The organism is Natronomonas moolapensis 8.8.11 (assembly GCF_000591055.1).
Lineage (GTDB): Archaea > Halobacteriota > Halobacteria > Halobacteriales > Haloarculaceae > Natronomonas > Natronomonas moolapensis.
The window spans coordinates 417,767-438,410 of record NC_020388.1 but is presented as its reverse complement, the minus strand read 5'-3'; the positions used below and the strand labels follow the sequence as shown (position 1 = coordinate 438,410).

22 protein-coding genes and 2 pseudogenes are annotated in these 20,644 nt (G+C 67.5%); 16 read left to right on the top strand and 8 right to left on the bottom strand.

What is annotated here, in order from left to right:
• Positions 1–114 precede the first annotated feature (114 nt).
• From NMLP_RS02210 to NMLP_RS02145, 15 genes and pseudogenes are all read left to right on the top strand, one after another.
• Positions 115–1,368: a YihY/virulence factor BrkB family protein gene (locus NMLP_RS02210; RefSeq protein WP_015408495.1), complete on the top strand. Its 1,254-nt coding sequence runs from the start codon at positions 115–117 to the stop codon at positions 1,366–1,368.
• Positions 1,365–2,273: a phosphatase PAP2 family protein gene (locus NMLP_RS02205; RefSeq protein WP_015408494.1), complete on the top strand. Its 909-nt coding sequence runs from the start codon at positions 1,365–1,367 to the stop codon at positions 2,271–2,273. Before NMLP_RS02210 ends, NMLP_RS02205 begins: the two co-directional genes overlap by 4 nt.
• A gap of 101 nt (positions 2,274–2,374) precedes the next feature.
• Positions 2,375–2,548 carry a 50S ribosomal protein L18Ae gene (rpl18a, locus tag NMLP_RS02200; RefSeq protein WP_015408493.1) on the top strand — a complete coding sequence of 58 codons (174 nt, stop codon included), beginning with the start codon at positions 2,375–2,377 and terminating at the stop codon, positions 2,546–2,548.
• Complete coding sequence (gene pfdA, locus NMLP_RS02195; protein WP_015408492.1) at positions 2,545–3,000, top strand: prefoldin subunit alpha; 456 nt, start codon at positions 2,545–2,547, stop codon at positions 2,998–3,000. Before rpl18a ends, pfdA begins: the two co-directional genes overlap by 4 nt.
• A gap of 5 nt (positions 3,001–3,005) precedes the next feature.
• Positions 3,006–4,085 carry a signal recognition particle-docking protein FtsY gene (ftsY, locus tag NMLP_RS02190; RefSeq protein WP_015408491.1) on the top strand — a complete coding sequence of 360 codons (1,080 nt, stop codon included), beginning with the start codon at positions 3,006–3,008 and terminating at the stop codon, positions 4,083–4,085.
• Between the two features lie 126 nt (positions 4,086–4,211).
• On the top strand, positions 4,212–5,021 hold the full coding sequence (locus tag NMLP_RS02185; protein WP_015408490.1) for a diCT domain protein: 810 nt from the start codon (positions 4,212–4,214) through the stop codon (positions 5,019–5,021).
• Positions 5,022–5,252: 231 nt separating this feature from the next.
• A complete protein-coding gene (locus NMLP_RS02180) occupies positions 5,253–6,356 on the top strand; it encodes a carbon-nitrogen hydrolase family protein (protein ID WP_015408489.1) in 1,104 nt (367 codons plus the stop codon).
• A gap of 108 nt (positions 6,357–6,464) precedes the next feature.
• Positions 6,465–6,656 (top strand): annotated as a pseudogene (locus NMLP_RS02175) (nitroreductase family protein); the annotation flags it as partial.
• Positions 6,657–6,967: 311 nt separating this feature from the next.
• Positions 6,968–8,305: an IS200/IS605 family transposase gene (locus tag NMLP_RS02170; protein WP_015408487.1), complete on the top strand. Its 1,338-nt coding sequence runs from the start codon at positions 6,968–6,970 to the stop codon at positions 8,303–8,305.
• 41 nt (positions 8,306–8,346) lie between these two features.
• Positions 8,347–8,847: pseudogene (locus NMLP_RS02165) on the top strand (nitroreductase family protein); the annotation flags it as partial.
• Between the two features lie 444 nt (positions 8,848–9,291).
• Entirely contained in the window at positions 9,292–9,927 is a 636-nt protein-coding gene (locus tag NMLP_RS14005) for an IS6-like element ISNamo12 family transposase (protein ID WP_015408486.1), read from the top strand.
• Between the two features lie 86 nt (positions 9,928–10,013).
• Entirely contained in the window at positions 10,014–10,490 is a 477-nt protein-coding gene (locus NMLP_RS02160) for a GNAT family N-acetyltransferase (RefSeq protein WP_015408485.1), read from the top strand.
• Positions 10,491–10,531: 41 nt separating this feature from the next.
• Complete coding sequence (locus NMLP_RS14000) at positions 10,532–11,068, top strand: DUF5810 domain-containing protein (RefSeq protein WP_015408484.1); 537 nt, start codon at positions 10,532–10,534, stop codon at positions 11,066–11,068.
• Positions 11,055–11,600 carry a DUF5809 family protein gene (locus NMLP_RS02150; RefSeq protein ID WP_015408483.1) on the top strand — a complete coding sequence of 182 codons (546 nt, stop codon included), beginning with the start codon at positions 11,055–11,057 and terminating at the stop codon, positions 11,598–11,600. Before NMLP_RS14000 ends, NMLP_RS02150 begins: the two co-directional genes overlap by 14 nt.
• Positions 11,597–12,241, top strand: a complete 645-nt coding sequence (locus NMLP_RS02145; RefSeq protein WP_015408482.1) for an NUDIX hydrolase — start codon at positions 11,597–11,599, stop codon at positions 12,239–12,241. Before NMLP_RS02150 ends, NMLP_RS02145 begins: the two co-directional genes overlap by 4 nt.
• A gap of 38 nt (positions 12,242–12,279) precedes the next feature.
• On the opposite strand, the gene NMLP_RS02140 is transcribed toward NMLP_RS02145, so the two are convergent.
• A complete protein-coding gene (locus NMLP_RS02140; RefSeq protein WP_015408481.1) occupies positions 12,280–12,900 on the bottom strand; it encodes a type IV pilin N-terminal domain-containing protein in 621 nt (206 codons plus the stop codon).
• Positions 12,901–13,110: 210 nt separating this feature from the next.
• Here NMLP_RS02140 and NMLP_RS02135 point away from each other — a divergent pair, with 210 nt between their 5' ends.
• Positions 13,111–13,470 (top strand): rhodanese-like domain-containing protein, encoded by a 360-nt coding sequence (locus NMLP_RS02135; protein WP_015408480.1) that lies wholly within the window; start codon positions 13,111–13,113, stop codon positions 13,468–13,470.
• A gap of 125 nt (positions 13,471–13,595) precedes the next feature.
• Here NMLP_RS02135 and yciH read toward each other — a convergent pair whose 3' ends face one another.
• The 7 genes from yciH to NMLP_RS02100 form a co-directional block, all read right to left on the bottom strand.
• A complete protein-coding gene (yciH, locus tag NMLP_RS02130; protein ID WP_015408479.1) occupies positions 13,596–13,889 on the bottom strand; it encodes a stress response translation initiation inhibitor YciH in 294 nt (97 codons plus the stop codon).
• 35 nt (positions 13,890–13,924) lie between these two features.
• Complete coding sequence (locus tag NMLP_RS02125; protein ID WP_015408478.1) at positions 13,925–16,117, bottom strand: transglutaminase family protein; 2,193 nt, start codon at positions 16,115–16,117, stop codon at positions 13,925–13,927.
• Complete coding sequence (locus NMLP_RS02120; protein WP_015408477.1) at positions 16,114–17,163, bottom strand: DUF58 domain-containing protein; 1,050 nt, start codon at positions 17,161–17,163, stop codon at positions 16,114–16,116. The genes NMLP_RS02125 and NMLP_RS02120 overlap by 4 nt, the downstream gene beginning before the upstream one ends.
• A 2-nt stretch (positions 17,164–17,165) precedes the next feature.
• Entirely contained in the window at positions 17,166–18,137 is a 972-nt protein-coding gene (locus NMLP_RS02115) for an AAA family ATPase (protein WP_015408476.1), read from the bottom strand.
• 132 nt (positions 18,138–18,269) lie between these two features.
• Complete coding sequence (locus NMLP_RS02110) at positions 18,270–18,560, bottom strand: transcriptional regulator (protein ID WP_015408475.1); 291 nt, start codon at positions 18,558–18,560, stop codon at positions 18,270–18,272.
• A 116-nt stretch (positions 18,561–18,676) separates the two neighbouring features.
• Complete coding sequence (locus NMLP_RS02105; protein WP_015408474.1) at positions 18,677–19,648, bottom strand: sugar phosphate nucleotidyltransferase; 972 nt, start codon at positions 19,646–19,648, stop codon at positions 18,677–18,679.
• 253 nt (positions 19,649–19,901) lie between these two features.
• Positions 19,902–20,627 carry a diphthine--ammonia ligase gene (locus NMLP_RS02100; RefSeq protein WP_015408473.1) on the bottom strand — a complete coding sequence of 242 codons (726 nt, stop codon included), beginning with the start codon at positions 20,625–20,627 and terminating at the stop codon, positions 19,902–19,904.
• Between the last annotated feature and the right edge of the window lie 17 nt (positions 20,628–20,644).

The window sequence follows — 20,644 nt, the reverse complement described above, 5'->3', positions numbered from 1 at the left end:
TCGCCGCGCCGCGGGAGCCTGTGTGTCCGCGTTCGATTCGCCCCGGGATCGGCCGATCGCCGCGCGTCGCCCGTTCCCGCCGATTATATGTAGCCGACCCTCGTACCCGGAGCCGTGATTGGGTACGTCCACCGGACGGCGACGGTTGCACGCGGCGTCGCCGCGGGCGCACGCTCCGACCGGGTGACGTTCATCGCGGCGGGGATTGCGTACTACGCCTTCATTTCGCTCATTCCGCTGTTGTTGCTCGCGCTCGTCGTCGCGTCGTTTCTGGGCGACACCGAGGTCGTCGCGGCGCTGGTCGGCGAGGTCTCGGGGGCGCTCGGAGAGGGGGCCGGCGGGGCGCTCTCGGACGCCCTCGCCGGCGCGACCGGACGCGGCGGCGCGACCGTCTTCGGGCTGGCCGCCTTCGTCTGGTCGGGGTTGAAGCTCTTTCGCGGCCTCGATATCGCCTTCTCGGCGGTGTACGGCGACCCCGGCTCGGGATCGCTGCTCGAGCAGCTCCGGAACGCAGCCGTCACGCTCGGCGCGGTCGGCGTCGGCGTCGCGGCGACGGTCGTTGCCGGGGGGGCCATCGCCGGACTCGGGCTCGGGGCGACGCTCGGCGGTGGGCGAGTGCTCGGGGCCGCGGGGACGGCCGGCCTCGTCGTCGGCCTCACAGTCGTTTTTTTGCCGCTGTACTACGTTCTGCCGGGCATCGACCTCTCCGTGAGCGAAGCGTTTCCCGGCGCGGTTTTCGCCGCCGTCGGGTGGACCGCCCTCCAGACCGGGTTTCGGATCTACGCGGCCTTCGCGGGCAGTTACGAGGCGTACGGCGTCGTCGGCGGCGTTCTCCTGCTCGTGACGTTTCTGTACTTCGGGGGGCTCGTCCTCCTGTTGGGTGCCGTCTTCAACGCCGTATTGGCGGGGCGGGCCGACGAACGGACCGGCGTCGCGCCGCAGGCGACGCCACAGCCGACCACACTACTCGAGGGAACCATGACACGTGATCGACCGGACGACGACGCATCGGCCGAGGACCTCCGCGAGGACCTCGAACAGCTCTACGACGAGTTGGACCGCTTCCAGGACCGGGTCGACGAGCGGACGCTCCACCGCGAGGAGATAGAACGCGACCTCAAAAAATACGTCCGGGCGCGCAACCGCCGCGGGAAGGCCCGCGGGTGGGGACCGTATCTCGTATTGGGCTACGGCACCGCGATGACGCTCGGGGCGTTCTATTTCCTCCCGGGCGGGTGGGCCGTCCTCGCGATGATCGTGGTCTGGCTCTCGACGCTCGGTCTGTACGCGCTGATGCTCTTCGTCGGGACGACGCTGACGGTCGCGGGGCTGCCCGGGCGGCTAAAGGATCGATTCGAGAGCCGATGAGCCGCGGGATCGGCGGCGTCGAGTTCGCCGCCGGGCTCCCCGACCCGATCCGCGTCCTCGCGGCGCTCGTCACCGCGTTGGGCGACGTGTGGTTCGTTTTCGGCCTGCTCGGTCTGCTGTATTGGTTCGGCACCGCCCTCCCGGGACCGCTGTCGTTGTCGCGCCCCCGGGCGGCCTTCGCGGTCGCGCTCGCGCTCGGCGGTCTCGCCGTGACGACGGCGCTCAAGGAGCTGTTCGGGCTCCCGCGGCCCCCCGGTGCCGCCGACCCCGCGGCCGCCGAATCGGTTCCCGCGTCGCTGCTGCCCGTCTACACCGAGGTCGGGGCGGCCTCGGGCTTTGGCTTCCCCAGCGGGCACGCGGTCTCGGCGGTGGTCGTCTACGGCGGGCTCGGGCTGTTGGTCGGGAGCCGCCGGAGCTACGCCGCCGCGGCGACGCTGTGTGTCCTGTTGTCGCTGTCGCGTGTCCTCCTGGGCGTGCACTACCTCGTCGATATCGCCGCCGGCCTGGCGGTCGGGGCGGTGTATCTCTTTGGCGTCTACCGGCTCTGTGGCCGGGGCTCGAAACCGGGGCGGGCGATGCTGCTCGCGTTCGGGGCTGCGCTGGTCGCGGGGGCAGTCGGCTACACGACCGACACGATGCTCGCGCTCGGCGGAGCGCTCGGCGCGCGGCTGACGTGGGGAATCGTCGGCGAGGCGGTGGCGCACGGACCGACGACGGCCGCCAGGGGGGCTTTGGCCACCGCGGTCGGGCTGGTCTTCACCGCGCTGTTCGCCGTCGTCTACGGTCTCGAGACCGCCCCGTACGTCTCGTTTCTGGGGATGGCCGTGGTCGTCTCCGGCGTCGTCGCTGCGCCACTTGCGGGCGAGGCACTCGCGCGTCGGATCCGAGTCGGGCGTCGGGCTTGAGTCGGGCGTCGGGCTTGAGTCGGGCGTCGGGTCCGAGAGACGGGGTGCCCTCGATCGCATACTTAGGAAGATACTTCCGGCTTGCGCAACGTGTTCATAACATGAGCGAGTTCACGGTACGGGGACGGTATCCCGCCCGCTTCGGCGAACAGGAGTTCGAGACCACGGTCGATGCGCCGAACGCGGATGTGGCCGAAGAGCGCGTCTACACCAACTTCGGCTCCCAACACGGCCTCAAGCGCACCCAGATCGACATCGACGGGGTGGACGCATGAGCCTCGGTGGTGGCGGTGGCGGCGCGATGCAACAGATCCAAGAACAGATGCAGGCCCTGGAACAAGAAAAAGAGGCCATCGAAAACGAGATCGAGAACGTCCGCGGGGAGCAAGGCGAGATCGACGAGGCCATAGAGGCTATCGAGGCGCTCGATTCGGGGTCGACGGTGCAGGTCCCCCTCGGCGGGGACGCCTACGTCCGCGCGGAGATCCAAGACATAGACGAGGTCATCGTCACGCTCGGGGGCGGCTACGCCGCCGAGCGCGACAGCGACGGCGCGGTCGACTCCCTCGAAACAAAAAAGGAGACCCTCGACGACCGGATCGCGGAGCTCGAAGAGGAGATCGAGGCGGTCGAGGCGGAGACCGAAGACCTCGAGGCCAAGGCCCAGCAGGCCCAACAACAGCAGATGCAACAGATGCAACAGCAGATGCAGCAGGACGACGAGTAGGGGCGATGTTCGACGGACTGAAGGAGAAACTCGGCAAGTTCAAAAGCGACGTCGAGGCCGAGGCGGACGCCGAGGACGCGGCCGAACCGGAGGCGGCGGACGATGCGGGGGCGGCAGCCGACGCTGAGTCCGACCCAGACGCCGAACCCGGATCAGACGCCGAGTCCGAGTCCGAACCAGACGCGGACGGCGAGGGTCCCGGGCTGGCGAAGAAGGCCGCCCTCGCCGCCACCGGCCGGACGGTCATCACCGAGGAGGAACTCGAGGCGCCGCTCGAGTCGCTGGAGCTCGAACTCCTCCAGGGCGACGTCGAGATGGGCGTCGCCCGCGAGATCACCGACCGCATCCGCGAGCAGCTGGTCGGTGACACCCGAAAACAGGTCGAATCCGGCGAGCAGGTCATCGAACGGGCGATCGGCGACGCGCTCCGCGACGTCATAAGCGTCGGGCAGTTCGACTTCGAAGAGCGGCTCCGGTCGGCTGAAAAGCCCGTCGTGATCGTCTTCACCGGCGTCAACGGCGTCGGCAAGACCACCTCGATCGCGAAGCTCTCGCGGTGGCTCGAGTCGCGGGGGCTCTCCTCCGTGATGGCCAACGGGGACACCTACCGGGCGGGCGCGAACGAACAGATCGAAGAGCACGCCGAGGCGCTCGACACGAGGATCATCACCCACGAGCAGGGCGGCGACCCCGCGGCGGTCATCTACGACGCCGTCGAGTACGCCGACGCCAACGGCGTCGACGTCGTGTTGGGCGACACCGCCGGTCGGCTCCACACCTCTAACGACCTGATGGCCCAGCTCGAAAAGATCGACCGCGTCGTCGACCCTGACATGACGCTGTTCGTCGACGAGGCGGTCGCGGGACAGGACGCGACCAACCGTGCCGAGGAGTTCGACGACGCCGCCGAGATCGACGGCACAGTGCTGACGAAAGCCGACGCGGACTCACAGGGTGGGGCCGCGATCTCGATCGCCCACGTCACCGGGAAGCCGATCCTCTTTCTCGGCACCGGCCAGAGCTATGAGGACATCGAGCGGTTCGATCCCGACGAGATCGTCGATCGCCTCCTCCGCGAGGAGTGAGGCGTGCTGTCCGGGCGACGTTCGGCGCCGCCGCGTCCCGTGCGGCGAGTCCACCGAGGCGCTGTCAGACACTTTTGTGCGAGTTCCGGGCGAAATTTAACTATCACGGCGTCCAGGTCTGTGACGATGGACGAGCTACCGGCATCGCTATCCGGATTCGTCGACGCGGCCGAGGGCTCCGAACGCACGCTGCTTCTCGTGAACCGTACGGAGCCGAGACCGCTCGTCGAGATGCTCGCTGAGGCGTTCGACGACCAGTCGGTGACCGTCGAGGAGCGACAGATTCCAGACGGCCCCGAGGACCTCGTCTGCCTCGTTGCCGACGGGGCGGTCGTCGCGACGACGCCGCTTTCGACCCTCGAGGAGGCGTTCCTCCTGGTGAACGTCGACCGGTATCGGACCAGCACGCGACAGTCCGAACGCGGGACGTTTCCGGAGGTGTTGACCGGGCTACACGACGTCGAGTTCGTCGTCTCGGGCTTTCCGGCCGAGGCCAAGGAGAAGTTGCTGTTGGTCGTGATCTCGCGCTTTATCGAACACCGGGCGCTCACCGCCGGCAGCGGGGAACTCCACAGCACCTTCCAGCGGCTCTCGCGGCTCGACGACGAGTACGGCACCCAACGGATGTACCGGTGGCTCGGCGAGGGCGACGTCGACACACACGTCTACGGGATCGATGACGACCCGGACGTCGTCGACGACCTCGGCGTCACCACCCACGCCGGGACGACCGACGAGTACCGGCGCTCGTGGGTCGTCGTTTTTACGCCCGACGGGAACGCGGCGCTCGATTCGATATCGGCGGTCACGCGAGACGACACTGGGGGGGTGGGGCTCGTCGCCGTCGAGGTCGGCCCGAACGTCTGGCGGAGCGTCTGGACGTACGATGCGGCGCGCGTCGAGCGGATTCGGAATTATATGTGGGAGCGGTTCTGATGCCGATAGACGAGCGAATGTACACACGATGTACGAGGATCACGCCGTTCGACGGCGTGACCGGTGGATCACTCGTGCGTCGGTTCTATGTGAGTTCGTCTATCAGTATGACTCGCCTCGGGCGCCGGCCAAGTATCCGATCCGTCGACTTTCCGTCCGGCGTTCGGGCGGACGGCTCGCCACGTATTACCGTTCCGCACAGTTATCTGTCCGACCGGAGAAACCAACGTTATGCCGGCCGAATCGTTCACGCTCGCCGCCGCACAGATCGAACCGGTGTACCACGACAAGGAGGCGACTCTCGACAAGACCTGTCGGTACATCGAGAAGGCCGGCGAGGAGGGCGCAGACCTCGTCGTCTTTCCGGAGACGTACTTTCCGGGGTATCCCTACTGGCGCGGCAGCGTCTCGATCCCGCGATGGACCGAGTTGATGATCGATCTCCAGAAGAACAGCCTCTCGGTGGACGACGAGGCTCTCGACGTCCTCGGCGACGCCGTCGAGGACGCCGATCTGTACCTCGCGTTGGGGGCCAACGAACTGAGCGAGCGACCGGGCAGCGAGACGCTGTACAACTCGATTTTCTATTTCGACCGCGACGGCGCGTCGATGGGTCGACACCGAAAGCTGATGCCGACCCAAGAGGAGCGGGCCATCTGGGGCCGGGGGGACCCCGCCAGCCTCGCCACCTACGACACTGACCTCGGGACGCTCGGCGGGTTGATCTGCTATGAGAACCACATGACGCTCTCGAAGGCCGCTCTCACGGCGATGGGCGAGGAGATCCACGCCGCCGTCTGGCCGGGGTTTTGGGAGCAACACGGCCACCCCGGCGACAAGACCCGCGCCGAGGACGCCGGGGCCGTCGAGACCTGCGACGTCTACCCGGCGATGCGCGAATACGCCTTCGAGACCCAGTCGTTTGTCGCGGCCTGCTCTGCGTACATGAGCGACGACGTTCCGGAGGCGTTCTCCGAGGACGAACTCGGCTTCAACGTCGCGTCGGGCGGGAGCATGCTGGTCAACCCCGCCGGCATCGTCAAGGCCGGACCACTCGTCGGCGAGGAGGGGATCCTGACCGCCGACTTCGAGCGCGACGAGCGGCGGGCGACGAAGGCGTACTTCGACGCGATGGGCCACTACACCCGGTGGGACGCGGTGTCGCTCGATATCAACGACGGGACGCTCGATCCAGTCTCCGGCGGGTCGCCCCCACGGCGGGACGGGCAAGAGCGGCTCTCGGCCGCGGAGAGCGAAGCGATCGCCGACGAACACGACGTCCCGATCGCGGCCATAGAGGACGTCGCCGAGGCGGTCCTCGAGCGCCCGGAGTGAGTCTCGGTGCCGTCTTTCACGCCGCTCGGTGGTGTGTCACACAGGCCGAAAGCGGGTACGTCCCGCCGGGATCGAACCCCCAATACTGGTTGCATTCATACACCGGGTATGGAGTTCGACGAACTGCTGCGGACGCGGCGGTCGGTACACCAATACAACGACGAGGCGATCGAGGCGGACACCCTCGAGTCGATCTTCGAGGCGGCGACGCTCGCGCCCTCCGGCTACAACCTCCAGCCCTGGGAGTTCCTCGTGTTGCGCGAGGACGACGGGAAGGCGGCGCTGCGGGAGGTCGCCTACCTGTAACAGCGAGAGAGTCCCGCCCTTCCCGTGAGGGACGAGTGTTCCGACGTTCTGTCGGAACCGAGGACTGAACAGGGCGGGCGTGAATCGTGTAAGCTCCCGTGAGAAACTGCCGCATTACTGCTGGTCTTGAGTCTCCAACGTTTCGAGTCCCGTTTCCAACACTTCGATATACGCTTCATCGAGCGACAAATCGTTTGCTTCGGCGTAGTCTTTCACCCGTCCGTGTAGCCCATACGAAATATCTATTGCAGGTCGCATTGTTACACAAGACTTATTTGACACTGCGACGTGAAAACGATTGTGGTATGAAGCGAACCAACACGTTCGCCGTGCGACCGCTTTCCGACACCGGAAAGCAACTGCTACGCGACCTGTTGGACGCTTCCGCCGCGCTCTGGAACGAAGTCAACTACCAGCGCCTCATGCGGTACAACGACGAGGGCGGCTTCGAGGGCGACGTGTGGGACGCCGATACTGGCCGTCTCGAAGGCCAGTACAAAGGTGTTCTCGGCGCGTCTACCGCCCAACAGGTGATACGCAAAAACAGCGAAGCGTGGCGCGGGTTCTTCGATACGAAGAACAAGTACCACGACGAGTCGAATACGTCAGTCACGGAACACCCGGAACCACCGGGCTTCCGTGGCAACGAGGACGATGGACGTATTCTCAAGACCGTCATTCGCAACACATCGTACACCGTCGAATGGGGCGAGCGGTCCCGGCTTGAGATACTGGTCGGGAGCGATTTGAAAGACCGATACGACCACACCGGGCGTCTCCGGCTTGAAATCGCTGGCGACCCGAATTGGCCCGACTACGAGAAACAGGGCCGGTTGGACCTGTGGTACGACGAGACTGATAACACCTTCAGAGCCTCGCAACCCGTGACTGTTTCTGACGAGACACGGGACACTCCACTGGCCTCAGAGAAGGCCGCTCTGGATATTGGTGCGAACAGTCTTGTCGCCTGTACCACCACAACCGGCGAGCAATACCTGTACGAAGGCCGCGAGTTGTTCCAGCGATTCCGCGAGACGACACGAGAAATCGCCCGATTACAGTCGAAGCTCGAAGAAGGACGATACAGTAGCGAGCGTATCGAACGCCTGTATCGGAAGCGAACCCGTCGCCGCGACCATGCTCAAGAAGCACTATGTCGTGACCTGCTGGAACGACTACATTCCGAAGGCGTGGACACGGTGTATATCGGTGGCCTGACCGACGTGTTGGAAACCCACTGGTCAGTCAAAACCAATGCCAAGACGCACAACTTCTGGGCGTTCAAGCAATTCACCGAGCGACTGGCATGTACCGCCGAGGAATACGGTATCTCGGTGGAAGTCCGGTCGGAAGCATGGACCAGTCAAGAGTGCCCGCAATGTGGTTCGACAGACCGAACGACACGGCACCAAGACACACTCACCTGTCCGTGTGGGTTCGAGGGGCACGCCGACCTGACAGCCTCAGAAACGTTCCTAGAGCGGCACACAGAGAAGGCAGTCAGGCCGATGGCACGGCCCGTGCGGTTCGAGTGGGACGACCACGAATGGTCGGAGTCACCACACTCTCACCGTCCCAAAGAACAGCGCACAGACCCGAGTACCGTCCACCGTGACGGGAATGTTGCCTCCGGGGGATCTTAGACCGGCTGAGACTCCCACGGAGGAAACCCCGCCGTTCACGGCGGGGAGGATGTCATGACCAGGCGCACGTCACCGAGGCCGACACCGCGGTCGTCGTGTTGGGCCACACCGACCCGATGGCACACGCCGAGGCGGTCTTCGACGACTGGCTGGCCAAGGAGTACCTCCCGAGCGAGGAGGTCCGCGATACCCTCCTCGAGAACGTCGCGGAAATGAGCGGGCTGCCCGAGTCCGAACGTCGGGTCTGGACGACCCGCTCGACCGCGCTGGCGGCGATGACGCTGATGTACGCCGCCTGGGACCACGGCGTCGCGAGCTGTCCGATGGAGGGGTTCGATCCCGAGGCGCTCGCCGAGGCGTTCGAGATCCCCGGCCGGTACGAGCCGGTCATGCTCGTTACGCTCGGCTACCCCGCAGAGGGCGCAAGCGACGTCGAAAACGAGCGCAAGGGGCGGCGTCCGGTCGAGGAGGTCGTCCACTACGGGCGCTTCGAGCCCGGCGACGCGACGACGCTGTCGGTGCCCGAGCCCGGCGACGACTGACCACGGCGTCGTCGGCCGCCGCGTCTCGACTATTTCGCGTGCGCCAGCACCGTCCCGAGCGACGCGAACCGCGCGAGCGCCGTCTCGCCGGCCCCGAGGCGTCCGCCGCGCCCGGAGAGCGCATCCCGTGTCGCGTCGCCGGTTCGATCGCGTCGCCGGCCTTGTGTGTCAGAGGGCCGCCGTGGGTTCCGCGCGATCGATGAGCGTAGCTACCATCGATGTTTTATAAGAGTACGACCGGCTGTTATGCGACGACCGATCTATCGGTGTTTATATTCGGTCAGACCCGTCGCTACGGGACGTGAAAACGGGGTGGGGGGTGGGGATGCACCCAAACGGGTGCGTCTGCTACTTCTAATCGTATGCATATGAATCTTCTGGCTGCTCCCCGGGCGGTGTTGAGATAAGGTCGAAGGGTGAGGCGGTCAAAAGATTGAGTGCTCTATGCTCAGCTTTGACCGCCTCAGCGGCGATAGCGGTTGTATCGAATTAGATTTTCTGGAGCGAGAGGCGACACCCGAGCCGGCGATGAAGCTCGGTATCCGACTTCATTTGGCTGGCTTATCACTTTCGGATACCGTTTCGATTCTTGAGAGGTTGGGTGTCGATCGCCATCGAACCACCGTCCATCGGTGGGTTCAGAAGGCCGATCTACAGCCGACCGATGGTGCCGATCCGAATCACGTTGCGGTCGATGAGACCGTGATTCAGCTCAACTCTGAGCAGTATTGGCTGTACGCTGCTGTCGATCCCGACACGAACCGACTGCTTCATGTTCGGCTCTATCCGACGAGAACAAACGCGGTATCCTCGATGTTTCTCTCAGAACTGCGTGAGAAACATCAGGTTGACGACGCGATCTTTCTCGTCGACGGTGCACCGTGGTTACACGCGGCCTGCCATCGACACGGGCTCCGATTCCAACACGTCACACATGGGAATCGGAATGCCGTCGAACGTGTCTTTCGCGAAGTAAAACGACGGACAAACCAATTTTCAAATACGTTTAGCCACGTCGAACCAAGCACCGCCGAAAATTGGTTACAAGCGTTCGCCTTCGCATGGAATCAGCTTATCTAAACACTACCGCTCCCCGCTCGCCCGTGTTCGTACCGGTAGCCGCGGGGCCGACAGGCCTATGTCGACATCCCGGCTACGACCGGGGTGTGAGAGGCACCGAGCCACGCGCCGGAAGCGAGATCCGGGGTGCCGTCCGTGCGGACCTCCTGTCGGTGTTCCGGATCGAGGCACGCTCGTTCGAGCAGCCGTGGCCATACACCGCCTTCGAGCGGTTCCTCGGCGCGCCAGGGTTTCTGGTAGCCGAGACCGAGGCCGGGGGGGATATCGTCGGCTACGTCGTCGGCGATACGATCGAATCGGGGGCGGTGCCCATCGGCCACATCAAAGACCTCGCGGTCGCACGGGGGCACCGACGCCGGGGGCTCGGGCGTCGGCTCCTCTCGCGGGCGCTCGGCGCGCTCGCTGCCGCGGGTGCCGGGCGGGTCAAACTCGAGGTCAGGCGGAGCAACGAGGCCGCGCGCGGGCTTTACTCGTCGTTCGGCTTCGAACCCCACCACGTCGTACCCGGGTACTACGACGACGGCGAGGACGCCCACGTGTTGATCAAGCACCTGTCGCCGTAGCGGGACGCAGGCGTTTTGCCGTTGGCGGCCCGACGACGCGTATGGGATACGCTTGCCCCGTCTGTTCGGACCCACAGGCCGACGCGGGACACCTCGCGAACCACCTCGCGTTCACGGCGATGCTCGGCGACGACGACCACGAGGCATGGCTCGACGAGCACGTCCCGAAGTGGTCCGAGATGGGCGAGGCCGAACTCGCCGACGCCGCGTCGGACCGCGTCGAGGAGACGGAGTTCCCGCAGCTCTTCGAGGACACCGCGGGCGGTCTCGAGAGCGGGACGTCCGATCCGCCGACGGAGCGCTCGGGGGCGCTGTTCGACGACGCCGGAGGCGAGCACGGTCGCGGTGCCGGACACGACCACGGCGGACACCACCACGGGAGCGGAGGCCACGACCCCTCCCGCGGCGGCGCCGTCGACACCTCGGGACCGATCGACGACGAGGCCGCCGCGGTGCTCGAGGAGGCCCGCGAGATGACCCGCCGGATGCACGAAAGCGGAGAGAGCGCGGACGGTGGCGGCTCGGAGACCGAAGGGGACACGGGTACGGACGCCGGCGGGGACGATGCCGGACGATAGCCCCGCCGACGCGAGCGGGAACGACCAGAAAGGAGTCGCCGCGGCCACGACAGAGGTCGAGGTCCGGGGACGCTGCGAGCCCGACTCCTGGGCGGACGCCGCGGACAGATACGAATCCCTCGGGCCGACGGCGCAGTCGGTCGTCCGCGAGACCGCCCGGGCGATGAACTTCGAGCGCTCGGAGTACGACGAGCGGGTCACCGCCAGCGTGGTCGAGACCGCCAGACAGACGCTCTTCGCCGAGGCACTCGCCGTCCGGGTGGCCGACAGCGAGACCTTCGAAGCCTGGCACGAGGCGTTCGCAGGCGACGTCCGGGTCGCCGGCAGCGACGCCGTCGAGCGCGTGGCCTGGCACGTCTCGCCCGCCGCCGGGGCCGCGGTCGCGGCGACGTTCCAGAACGAACCGGAGGCGGCGGTCGGTACCGCCCGTCGAATGGCGTTCAACCGGCTCTACCGGGACCGACTCGTCGGCGGCGCGAGCAGTAGGCGGGACGGCGGGACGGGCAGCGACGGGAGCGAGGCGGACGAATGACCGGCGACGCCGGGGACCCGAGTCCCGCCGACCACGACTGGCCGGTGCTCGACTCTCGAACCGAGTACGAGACGGGCTGGTACGACGGGGGCTACGACCTCGTCGAGTTGCCGGACGGCCGGACGAAACGGTACTACTGGGCCGAACTGCCGCCCGCGGTCGTGATCGTCGCGGTCGTCGAAGAGCCGGATCGCCTCGGCCTCGAGGCGGACCTGCTCCGGGAGGACGGCGAGAACGTCGAGGACGCAGACGGAGCGCCCGCCGGCCCGTCGGTCGTGCTCGTCGAACAGTACCGGCCGGCTATCGAGCGGCTCTGTTATGAACTGCCCGCCGGCATCGTCGAGGACGGCGAGGACTACGTCGACGCCGGCGCGCGCGAACTCGAGGAGGAGGTCGGACTCGTCCCCGAGTCGGTCGAGCTCCTCGAGGACTTCTGGTGTTCGACGGGGGTGTTGCGGCACCCCCGCGGGATCGTGTGGGCCGAGGGGTTCTCCCCGGGCGAACGGAAACTCGATGGGAGCGAGTTCTTAGACGTCGCGACCGTCCCCGTCGAGGAGGCGCTCGAACTCGCCCGGACGGCTCCCGCCAACGACGCGACGATCGAGGGGTTGCTGTTGGCGCAGGCCGACGGGAATTTATAAACAGTGTGTGGGCATCACGAGAGGAACCGTCCGAGACCTCACGCGAACGTCAGCGTCTCGTCCGTGATGTCGACGCCGCTCTCGGGGTTGCCGTTGAAGATGCCGTAGGTCCCCGAAATGCCGATCGTCTCCTCGTAGAGGATCGTCCCGGACGGTCGGTGTATCATCCGGAGTTGAATCCGGTCCGTTTCGGGGTAGTTCCCGTCGTCGCCCGCTAGCCGACACGCCACGTTTGTGCCGTCACAATCTTCGTACCCATCCGGAAAATAACCTCCGTTCTGGTTGTTGTGGATCACTGCCAACTCGACGGTCTCGCCGGCAGTCAGCGCCCCGTCGAGCTCCCCGGTGACCCGCTGGTCGCCGTGATCGAGATGGACGACGATCTCCTCGCCGTCGACGACCTCACCGCCCGTGTGTCTGAGTTCGATCAGCCAGAGGAACTCGCCGTACTCCTTATTTCCGTTGTCGCGGATAACGTCGCGTTCCTCCTCGAACTCCAACTCGAGGGCGGCGAAGTTCGGCGTCTCGGTCGCGTCCTCCGAGAGCCCGAACGCGTACACCCCGACCACCGACGCGAGAAGGATCGTCAGCGCGACGATCATCACCACGCCGACGACCGACGTGACCCCCCGTTCGTTCCCGCCGATACCCGTTGTCATCGTCTCGATTTTTCGACACTTAGTAGCGATCGGAAGACACTGCACACTCGATCGCACGACGGCAGTGCGATCGATGTGTAATCACTTGCGATGGTTACTATATCCGTATTAAACGCGAGGGAGCCTGACGTGTCGCCAGAGTGCGGTGCCATCGGTATTTAAACCCCTCGCGACCCGGCCGTTTAAATCCGCGCTGACGTATGTCCGTTCATGGACGGCGAGATTACCGCCGAGAAGCTAAAGGAACTGCTGGACGCCGAGACGCCGCCGCGGGTCGTCGACATCCGCTCGCCGGGGCAGTTCAGACGGCGGCATATCCCCGGAAGCGAGAACGTCCCCTTCGCGGAACTGACCGGGCGGATCGAGGAGTTCGACGGCGACGAGCGAGTCGTGACGGTCTGTCCGCACGGGCAGGCGAGCGTGCAGGCGGCGCGACTCATTGGCTCCTTCGAGAGCTTCGACGGACGGGTCGACTCGCTGGAATCCGGACTCGAGGGATGGTCCTACGAGGTCGAATCCGAGGGAGAGGCGACGGCGACGCGCGGCGAGGGGCCCGACGCGCCCTTTTGAACGCGTTCGGCCGCTCGGGCTCCGGTGTGCGCCCCGGTCGAGCGACCGTCGGTGTCGCATAGGGGTACGGCGGCGACGGGCCGACAGAAAGCAAAAACGAGTACTCGACGCGTGGCTATCGGGTTTCAGGCGACATTGAACCCCTTCTCCTGCAGGAAATCCTCGACGCGCCCGAGATGGTTGCCCTGGAGTTCGATCGAATCGTCTTCGACGGTGCCGCCGCAGGCGAACTTCGATTTCAGATCGCTCGACAGCGAATCCATGTCGACGTCCCGCGGATCGAACCCTTCGATGACCGTTACCTCCTTACCGTATCGGCGCTCGTCGATGCGGATGTTGATCTCCTGGGACTCTTTGGCGACGTCCTCGCAGACGCAGAGTTCCTCAGGGAGTCCACACGTCGAGCAGACTTCCGACATTACAATTCGGGCTTACACGACGGCTGTATTAAACACTATCGGGACCCCTCCTCGGGCGGTTCGCGACGCCACGGCACCCGAGAGCGCTCCGCGAGCAGATCAGCCAGATCCGACCGTGCCCCGGCCGCGGCCGTCGCGTCGACGCCGCCGCCGTAGCGCGCTCGCTCGTATCGCTCGGCGATCCGCTCGAGGCGTTCGTCCCCGTCGAGAAACCCCCTTGGCGTCTCGCTTGGGCACATCTCCTCTCCACGGCGCTCCTCGAGGTAGACGGCTCGTCGGTACGCGCCGACGACCACGTCGCCAGGGTCGCCTCGCGGGAGCCGCCGGAGCCAGACCGCCCGGTAGACGCGCCGTCCGAGACCGCGGCGACGGGCGGTGAGGAAAACGAGTGCGGCGACGAGCGCGACACCCACCGCTTCCCGGCCCGGCAGCGGGACCGACGGGAGCAGCGAACGGTCGTCTCCGTCCGCGCGTCGATCCGCCGCCGCGACCGGATCGACGCCGACGTCGCCCGTCCCCCCGACGCCGGGCGTCGGTGTGTCTGCCGCCTCGCCCCCTGCCACATCCGTCGAGTCGACCGTTTCGGTCCCCGTCGTCGCCCCCTGGGAGTCGTCGTCGCCGAGAACCGCCCGCTCGGTCGCCTCGCGGGGCGTCGGGGGCGTCGGATCGAACTCGATCCAGCCGTGGCCCGGGAGATACACCTCGGCCCACGCGTGGGAGTTGTATCCCCGGACGATCCACTCGTCGTCGGCGACCGCCTCGCCGGGCGTGTAGCCGACGGCGAAGCGGGCCGGAATCCCCTGGGTCCGAAGCATCGTCACCATCGTCGTCGCGAAGTACACACAGTAGCCCGACTCCATCCCGAACAGAAAGCCGTCGGCGACGTTCCCCCGGGGGCGATCGACGTCGAGGCTGTACTCGTATTCCGTTCGGAACCAGTACTCGAGCACCCGGGCGGTGTCGTAGGGGTTCTCGGCGTTCGCGGTCAGCCGCGCCGTCCGCTCGGCGACCCGATCCGGCGTGTCGCTCGGCAGTTGGGTGTATCGCGTCTCGACGCTCTCGGGGTAGTCGGTGCCCGCCGCCCGGAACTCCTCGGGCCGCCCAGTGGGAATCTCGCTGTCGACGCGGTAGGACTCGCCGGGCTGCAGCGGGCTCGCCGGCTCGAAGCTCCCGCCGTCCGTGACTCGGACCGGCACCGGAACGTCCCCGATGCGTGTCGGCCGCCGGGCCGCCGGCAGCGTCGCGATCGACGACGCGGCGGTGTAGGTCTGTTCGAGCGTCCGGCTCTCGCCCGGCGGCCCCGCGAGTCGGCCGTCGTACCCCCGGGTCGAGCCGCTCCGGACCCACCCCTCACCGGTGTATCGGTCGTAGGTGCCGACCCGCCAGTAGGCCGGCTCCTCGGCCTCGACGACGTATCGACGCTCCGGCGAGAGGTCGATCGATCCGGCGACGGCGAGACTGTCGCCGGCGTACAGCAGGCTCGACTCGATCGTCGACCCGTCGTCGCCGCCGCCCGGCAGGGCCGAACCGAACGCGCCCGGAAGGGCGCCGACGAACAGCGTCGTGACGAGCATCGCCGCGATCACGACGACGACGCCGTCGGCGTTTCCGAGCCGTTCGCCCCGGCGATCGCAGTCCCCGACGGCGGCGGCGACCGTCGCGCCGACGGCCCCCGCGAGCGTCTCGGCGGTCGTCGCGTCTCCGGTCAGCGCCAACACGCCGAGTGCGGTCCCCGCTACCGCGCTCGCGGCGACGTAGCGCCGCCGGAGGGCGAGATACCACGACAAAAACACCGGCACCGGGACCGCCGAGAGCGCCCAGAGGTCGGCGTTGACGATCCGGAGAATCGACAGCCCCGACAACAACGCGGCGGCGTCCCCGAGCATCGGCACGAGCACGGCGAGGAACTCGACGCCGCTGGGCAGCGATCGGAGGTACAGATGCCCCCCGAGACCGCCGACGGCGAGCGCGAGTAGCGTCGCCGTGCGCGGCCGAACCAGCCTCGCGGCGAGCGTCCCGGCGAGGGCCGCCCCGGCGACGACGAGCGAGAACGTCCCCGGGTCGCCGGTGACGACGACGACCCCGTACAGCACGGCCACCGAGGCGCCGAGCACCGCGGCGACGCCCCCGAGCGCGAGCAGGCGGGCCGCCCGACGCCCGACTGCGGTGGTTGCCCGTCCGGTTGCGGCCCGAAGCGAGGCGAGTGCCCGTCCCGCGCCGACGCTCATCCCGGTACCTCCCCTCTCTTTCGGCTCGGAGGCGTCGAGAGGGCGTCGAACCCGACGCTCCGGTCCGAGGCCGTGACCGTCGCCGCTCCGCCCTCGGCCCGAACCCGGACGTCCGCCCGGGCCCGTTCGGCGGCAGTACACTCGCCGCCGTCGGTCAGCGCGAGCACTCGGAGGACGCCCCCTGTCTCGCCGGGGCGGGCGGATCGCTCGCCGTCGGGGACGACGACGGTGACCGTCTCCCCGGCCGCGACGAGGTGGACCGCGAGGCTCGCGACCGCCGACGCCATCGCGTCGGCCCCGCCTCGCCCGGACTCGCCGACGAGCGTGATCCCCGCGCTTCCGGAGCGACCGCTGTACTCCGCGATCAGAAACCCCTCGTCCGGTCGCTTCGCGCTCGCCCGCCAGTGGATGTCGCGGAGGGAATCGCCGGGGGTGTATTCGCGGAGCCGATCGAACGTCGATCGGTCGTCGCCGTACGGCTCCCGGCCCGTCGCCGGCAGCGCGGTCGGGTCGATCGCCCGAATCTCGGGGTGAACGAGCGCCGTCGTGCCGCCCTCGGTGGGGACCGTAGCCCGGAACAGCCCCAGCGAATCGACGAGCCGACAGCGGGCCGGGCCGAGTCGATGTTCCCCCCGACGACCGAGTTCGACGGCGTACTCGAAGGTGCCACCGTGGCCGACGGCCTCTATCACCTCGGTCTCTCCCCCCGGACGATCTGCCCCCTCGCCCCGACCGCCCGGGGTGTCGACAACCGCGAGCTTCTCGCCGACCGGCTCGACGACGGTACAGGGGACCGCGGAGTCGACCGACACCGTCACGGCGCGTCGCTCCCCGGGCGCGCCCGGTTCGGGGTCCGTCCGCCGGACCCGTGGGCGGTCGGCGCGCGCCAGTTGTGCCGCGCCGACCACCAACGCAACGGCGGCGGGGACGGCGACCGCGTCGAGCGACCGGGTGCCCCCGAGCGCGGCGATGGCGCCGGCGAAGGCGACGGCGAAGGCGACGCCGGTTCCCCGGCGCGTCGGGCGAATCCGACGGAGAGCGGTCACGGCTACACCTCCACCGGCACCGACTCGAGGGCGTCGGAGACGATTCCTTCGGCGTCGGTGTCGCCGCGGTCGGTCCGGAGCCGGTGTGGGAGGACGTGCGGGGCCATCGCCTGTACATCGTCGGGGACGGCGTACGGGCGGGACCCGATAATCGCCCGCCCCTGTGCGGCCCGGACCAGCGCGATCGACCCTCGGGGACTCGCGCCCAACGCGGCGTGCTCGCGGGTGTAGCGAGCGATCCGGGCAACGTACGCCCGGAGCGGTTCTCGGACCTCGACGTTGTCGGCTGCCGCCCGGACGGCTCGCAGTTCGTCTGTCGACGCGACCGGCGTCACCGCCTCGATGGCGTGGCCGCCGATCGCCCGATCGATGACGGTCGCCTCCTCGTCGGCGTCAGGATACCCCAGTCGCAACCGGAGCATGAACCGATCGAGTTCCGCCGCGGGGAGTTCGTACGTTCGCTCGCGTTCGATCGAGTTCTGGGTCGCGACGACAGCGAAGGGGTCGGACATCGGGTGCGTCCGGCCGTCGACGGTGACCTGGGTCTCCGCCATCGCCTCGAGCATCGCCGCCTGCGTCTTCGGCGGGGCGCGGTTGATCTCGTCGGCCAGCACGACGTTCGCGAAGATCGGTCCCGGTCGGAACTCGAAAGACTCGCTCTTGCGGTTGTAGACGTTCGTGCCGGTGATGTCGGCGGGGAGCAGGTCGGGCGTGAACTGAACGCGCTCGAAGGAGCACTCGACGGACGCCGCGAGCGCGCGCGCCAGCATCGTCTTTCCGACCCCCGGGACGTCCTCGACGAGTACATGACCGCCGCCGAGGAAGCCGGCGACGAGCAACTCGATCGCCTCGTCGTTGCCCACGATGACGCCCCGGACGTTCTCGACGACCGCGCGCGCGATCTCACCGGCGCGCTCGGCGTCGATGGCCCCTCCGAGCGCCGTCCCGTCGGCCGCCTCGCTCGCGTCGGTCATCGGTGGCTAGCCGCCGGCGGCGGCCGAGCCCTCGCCTCCCGATGCGTCAGCACGTCTCATTACCGTTTGAACGGCCTCCATCGACGTAAGCACTGCGGGGCCGGCAGGGACCGCCACGCAACCGACGAGTCCTCACCGGACGGTGAACGTCGGTTCGGCGACGCTCTCGGCTTTACACTCGGGGCACCTCGAGGGTCGGTTGATCAGGTCGTCGAAGTCTGCGAACCCACACTCCAGACACTCCGGCGGTGCCGCGAGCAGTTGCTCGTCGGTACCCTCCAGGGATTTCGCGATGTGTTCGACGTGTGACAGCGCCGCGGCCGCCGTGATCCCGAACTCGGTCGCGATGCGGCCGGCCTCGGCGGGCTCCTCGCGGAGCAACGCCGCGATCCGCTGTCGAGTGGTCTGCTCTGTGCCCTCCATGCACCCGGTTCGCCGGCGGGCGAAAAAACGGTATCGGCGCTCTCCGAGCGGACCGATGGCTGCTCCCCGCTCCACACGATCGCGTGGGGCAGCCTACTCCAGCCCGATGCCTGTCCTCACCCGTCGTCGCCGTTCCGCAACTGCGTGTGCGCACCGATGAGCGCGCCCGCGAGGTCGACGTCCTCGATGTGAGTCTCCCGGTCGATGATCGTGTCGTGGATCTCACACCCCTCGATGGTGGCCCCCTCGAAGACGAGCGAGCCGTCGAGCGTCGAGTCGACGATCTCCGCGTCGGGCATCACGTGGACGTTCTCGCCGATCGTCGATCGTTCGACGCGCGCCGACTCGGCGATGACGCTGTCGCCGTCGAGTTCCCAGGCGACCGCGTCGAGGTACGACTGGGGCGTCCCGATATCGAACCACGGCTCCTCGAAGACGAACGCGCGGACCGCCTCGCGGCGCTGGAGCCACTGAATAAACCACCCTGGCTCGTCGGGGTTGTTCCCGTCTTCGAGGTACTCCTCGAAGCGGAGCGACTCGCGGGAAAAGCCATAGCAGGCGATCGAGACGAGCGTACTCTTTGGCTCGTCGGGTTTCTCCTGGAAGTCGACCACGCGGTCGCCGTCCAGCTCCACGAGACCATAGGATTTGGCCTTCTCGCGGTCGCCGACGTCGTAGGCGGCGAGACTCGCCGTGCCGCCGGCTTCGAAGAAATCGACGAACGCCGGGAGGTCGAATCCAATGAGGTTGTCGCCCGCGACGACGAGCAGGTCGTCGTCGATCCCCTCGCGGTCGACGAGCTGGGCGAGCGCGCCGACGACGCCGAACTTCTCGTCTTCGTCGGTCGTTTCCTCGACCGAGAGTGTCGGCTTCTCGAAGTCGCTGTCCTCAAGATGGGTCTCGAACGCCGAGGCGAAGCGCTCGTTCGTCGAGACGTACACCGACTCGATCCGGTCGTCAGCCTCGAGCGACTCGAAGATCCGGTCGATCACCGTCGTGTTGCCGACCGGCAACAACATTTTCGGCCGGTGTTTAGTGACGGGCCACAGACGCGTCGCGTACCCCCCGGCGAGGACGACTGCTTTCATTGGTTCGACCGACAGCAGCCGCCGATAAGTGTTTTTTCGTCCGTCGCCCGCGGATTTACATACGAAGACGGGGCCACCGACGGCGTGACCTGACCGACGCGACGGCCCGCCGAGGCGGTTGCGGGGACGTGGGCACCCCCCGACGCGACCGGAACCTTCCGCGAGCGCGGCACACGGGTCGTCGTAGCGTCCGTGCCGCCTGTTCGCCACTCCGCCCGACACCACTACGAGGCCGGTTCGCCCCCGCTCGGTTCTATTCGGAGGCGCCGAGCCACGCGTCGGTGATTCGCACCGTCCCGCGCATCCCGTCGAACTCGGTGTCGTACTCGAGCCGGATGGGCCGGTCCATGTGCGGGCCGTCGGTGACGAGCGTCTCGAACTCCCCTCCCTCCCCGAGGAGGTGGACGCCGCGTTCCTCGCCGATCCGTTCGAGGTCCGCAAACGCCTCGGCGTCGAGTCGCCGCCCGAGCCACGACTCATCGAGCCCCGCCGCCGCGACCCGGACGACGGTGATCTCGAAGCCGGCCTCGAGCATCGAGTCGGCTAACTCCCTTGGGTCCGCTCGCCACAGCGGCGCGAACAGCTCCGCGTCGAGGCGGTCGCACATCCCCCGGATCCGATCGGTCTGGTAGCTGCTCTCGACAGCACCGGCAGTGACGCCGCCGATCCCGCCCAGTTCCGCGGCGAGGTCCTCGAGGGCCGCCTCGAGCGGCTCGAGTTCGCGGTCGCCGCGCTCGCCCGACCCCTCCGCGGAGTCGGCGGTCGCGTCGAAGTCCGCCGGCCGGACGTCGACGAGCGGGATGCCGATGCTTTCGGCGGCGAGTCCGGCGAGTTCGGTCGCCGGGACGTGATACATGTACGAGTCGCCGCTCGGGTGGACGGTAACCAATCGCTCGAGGGGCGCTCCGCGCTGTAGCGCGCGGTACAGCGCCCACGAGGAGTCTTTCCCGCCCGAAAAGAGGCTCACCCACGGGTTCATACCGGGCGTACCCGAGC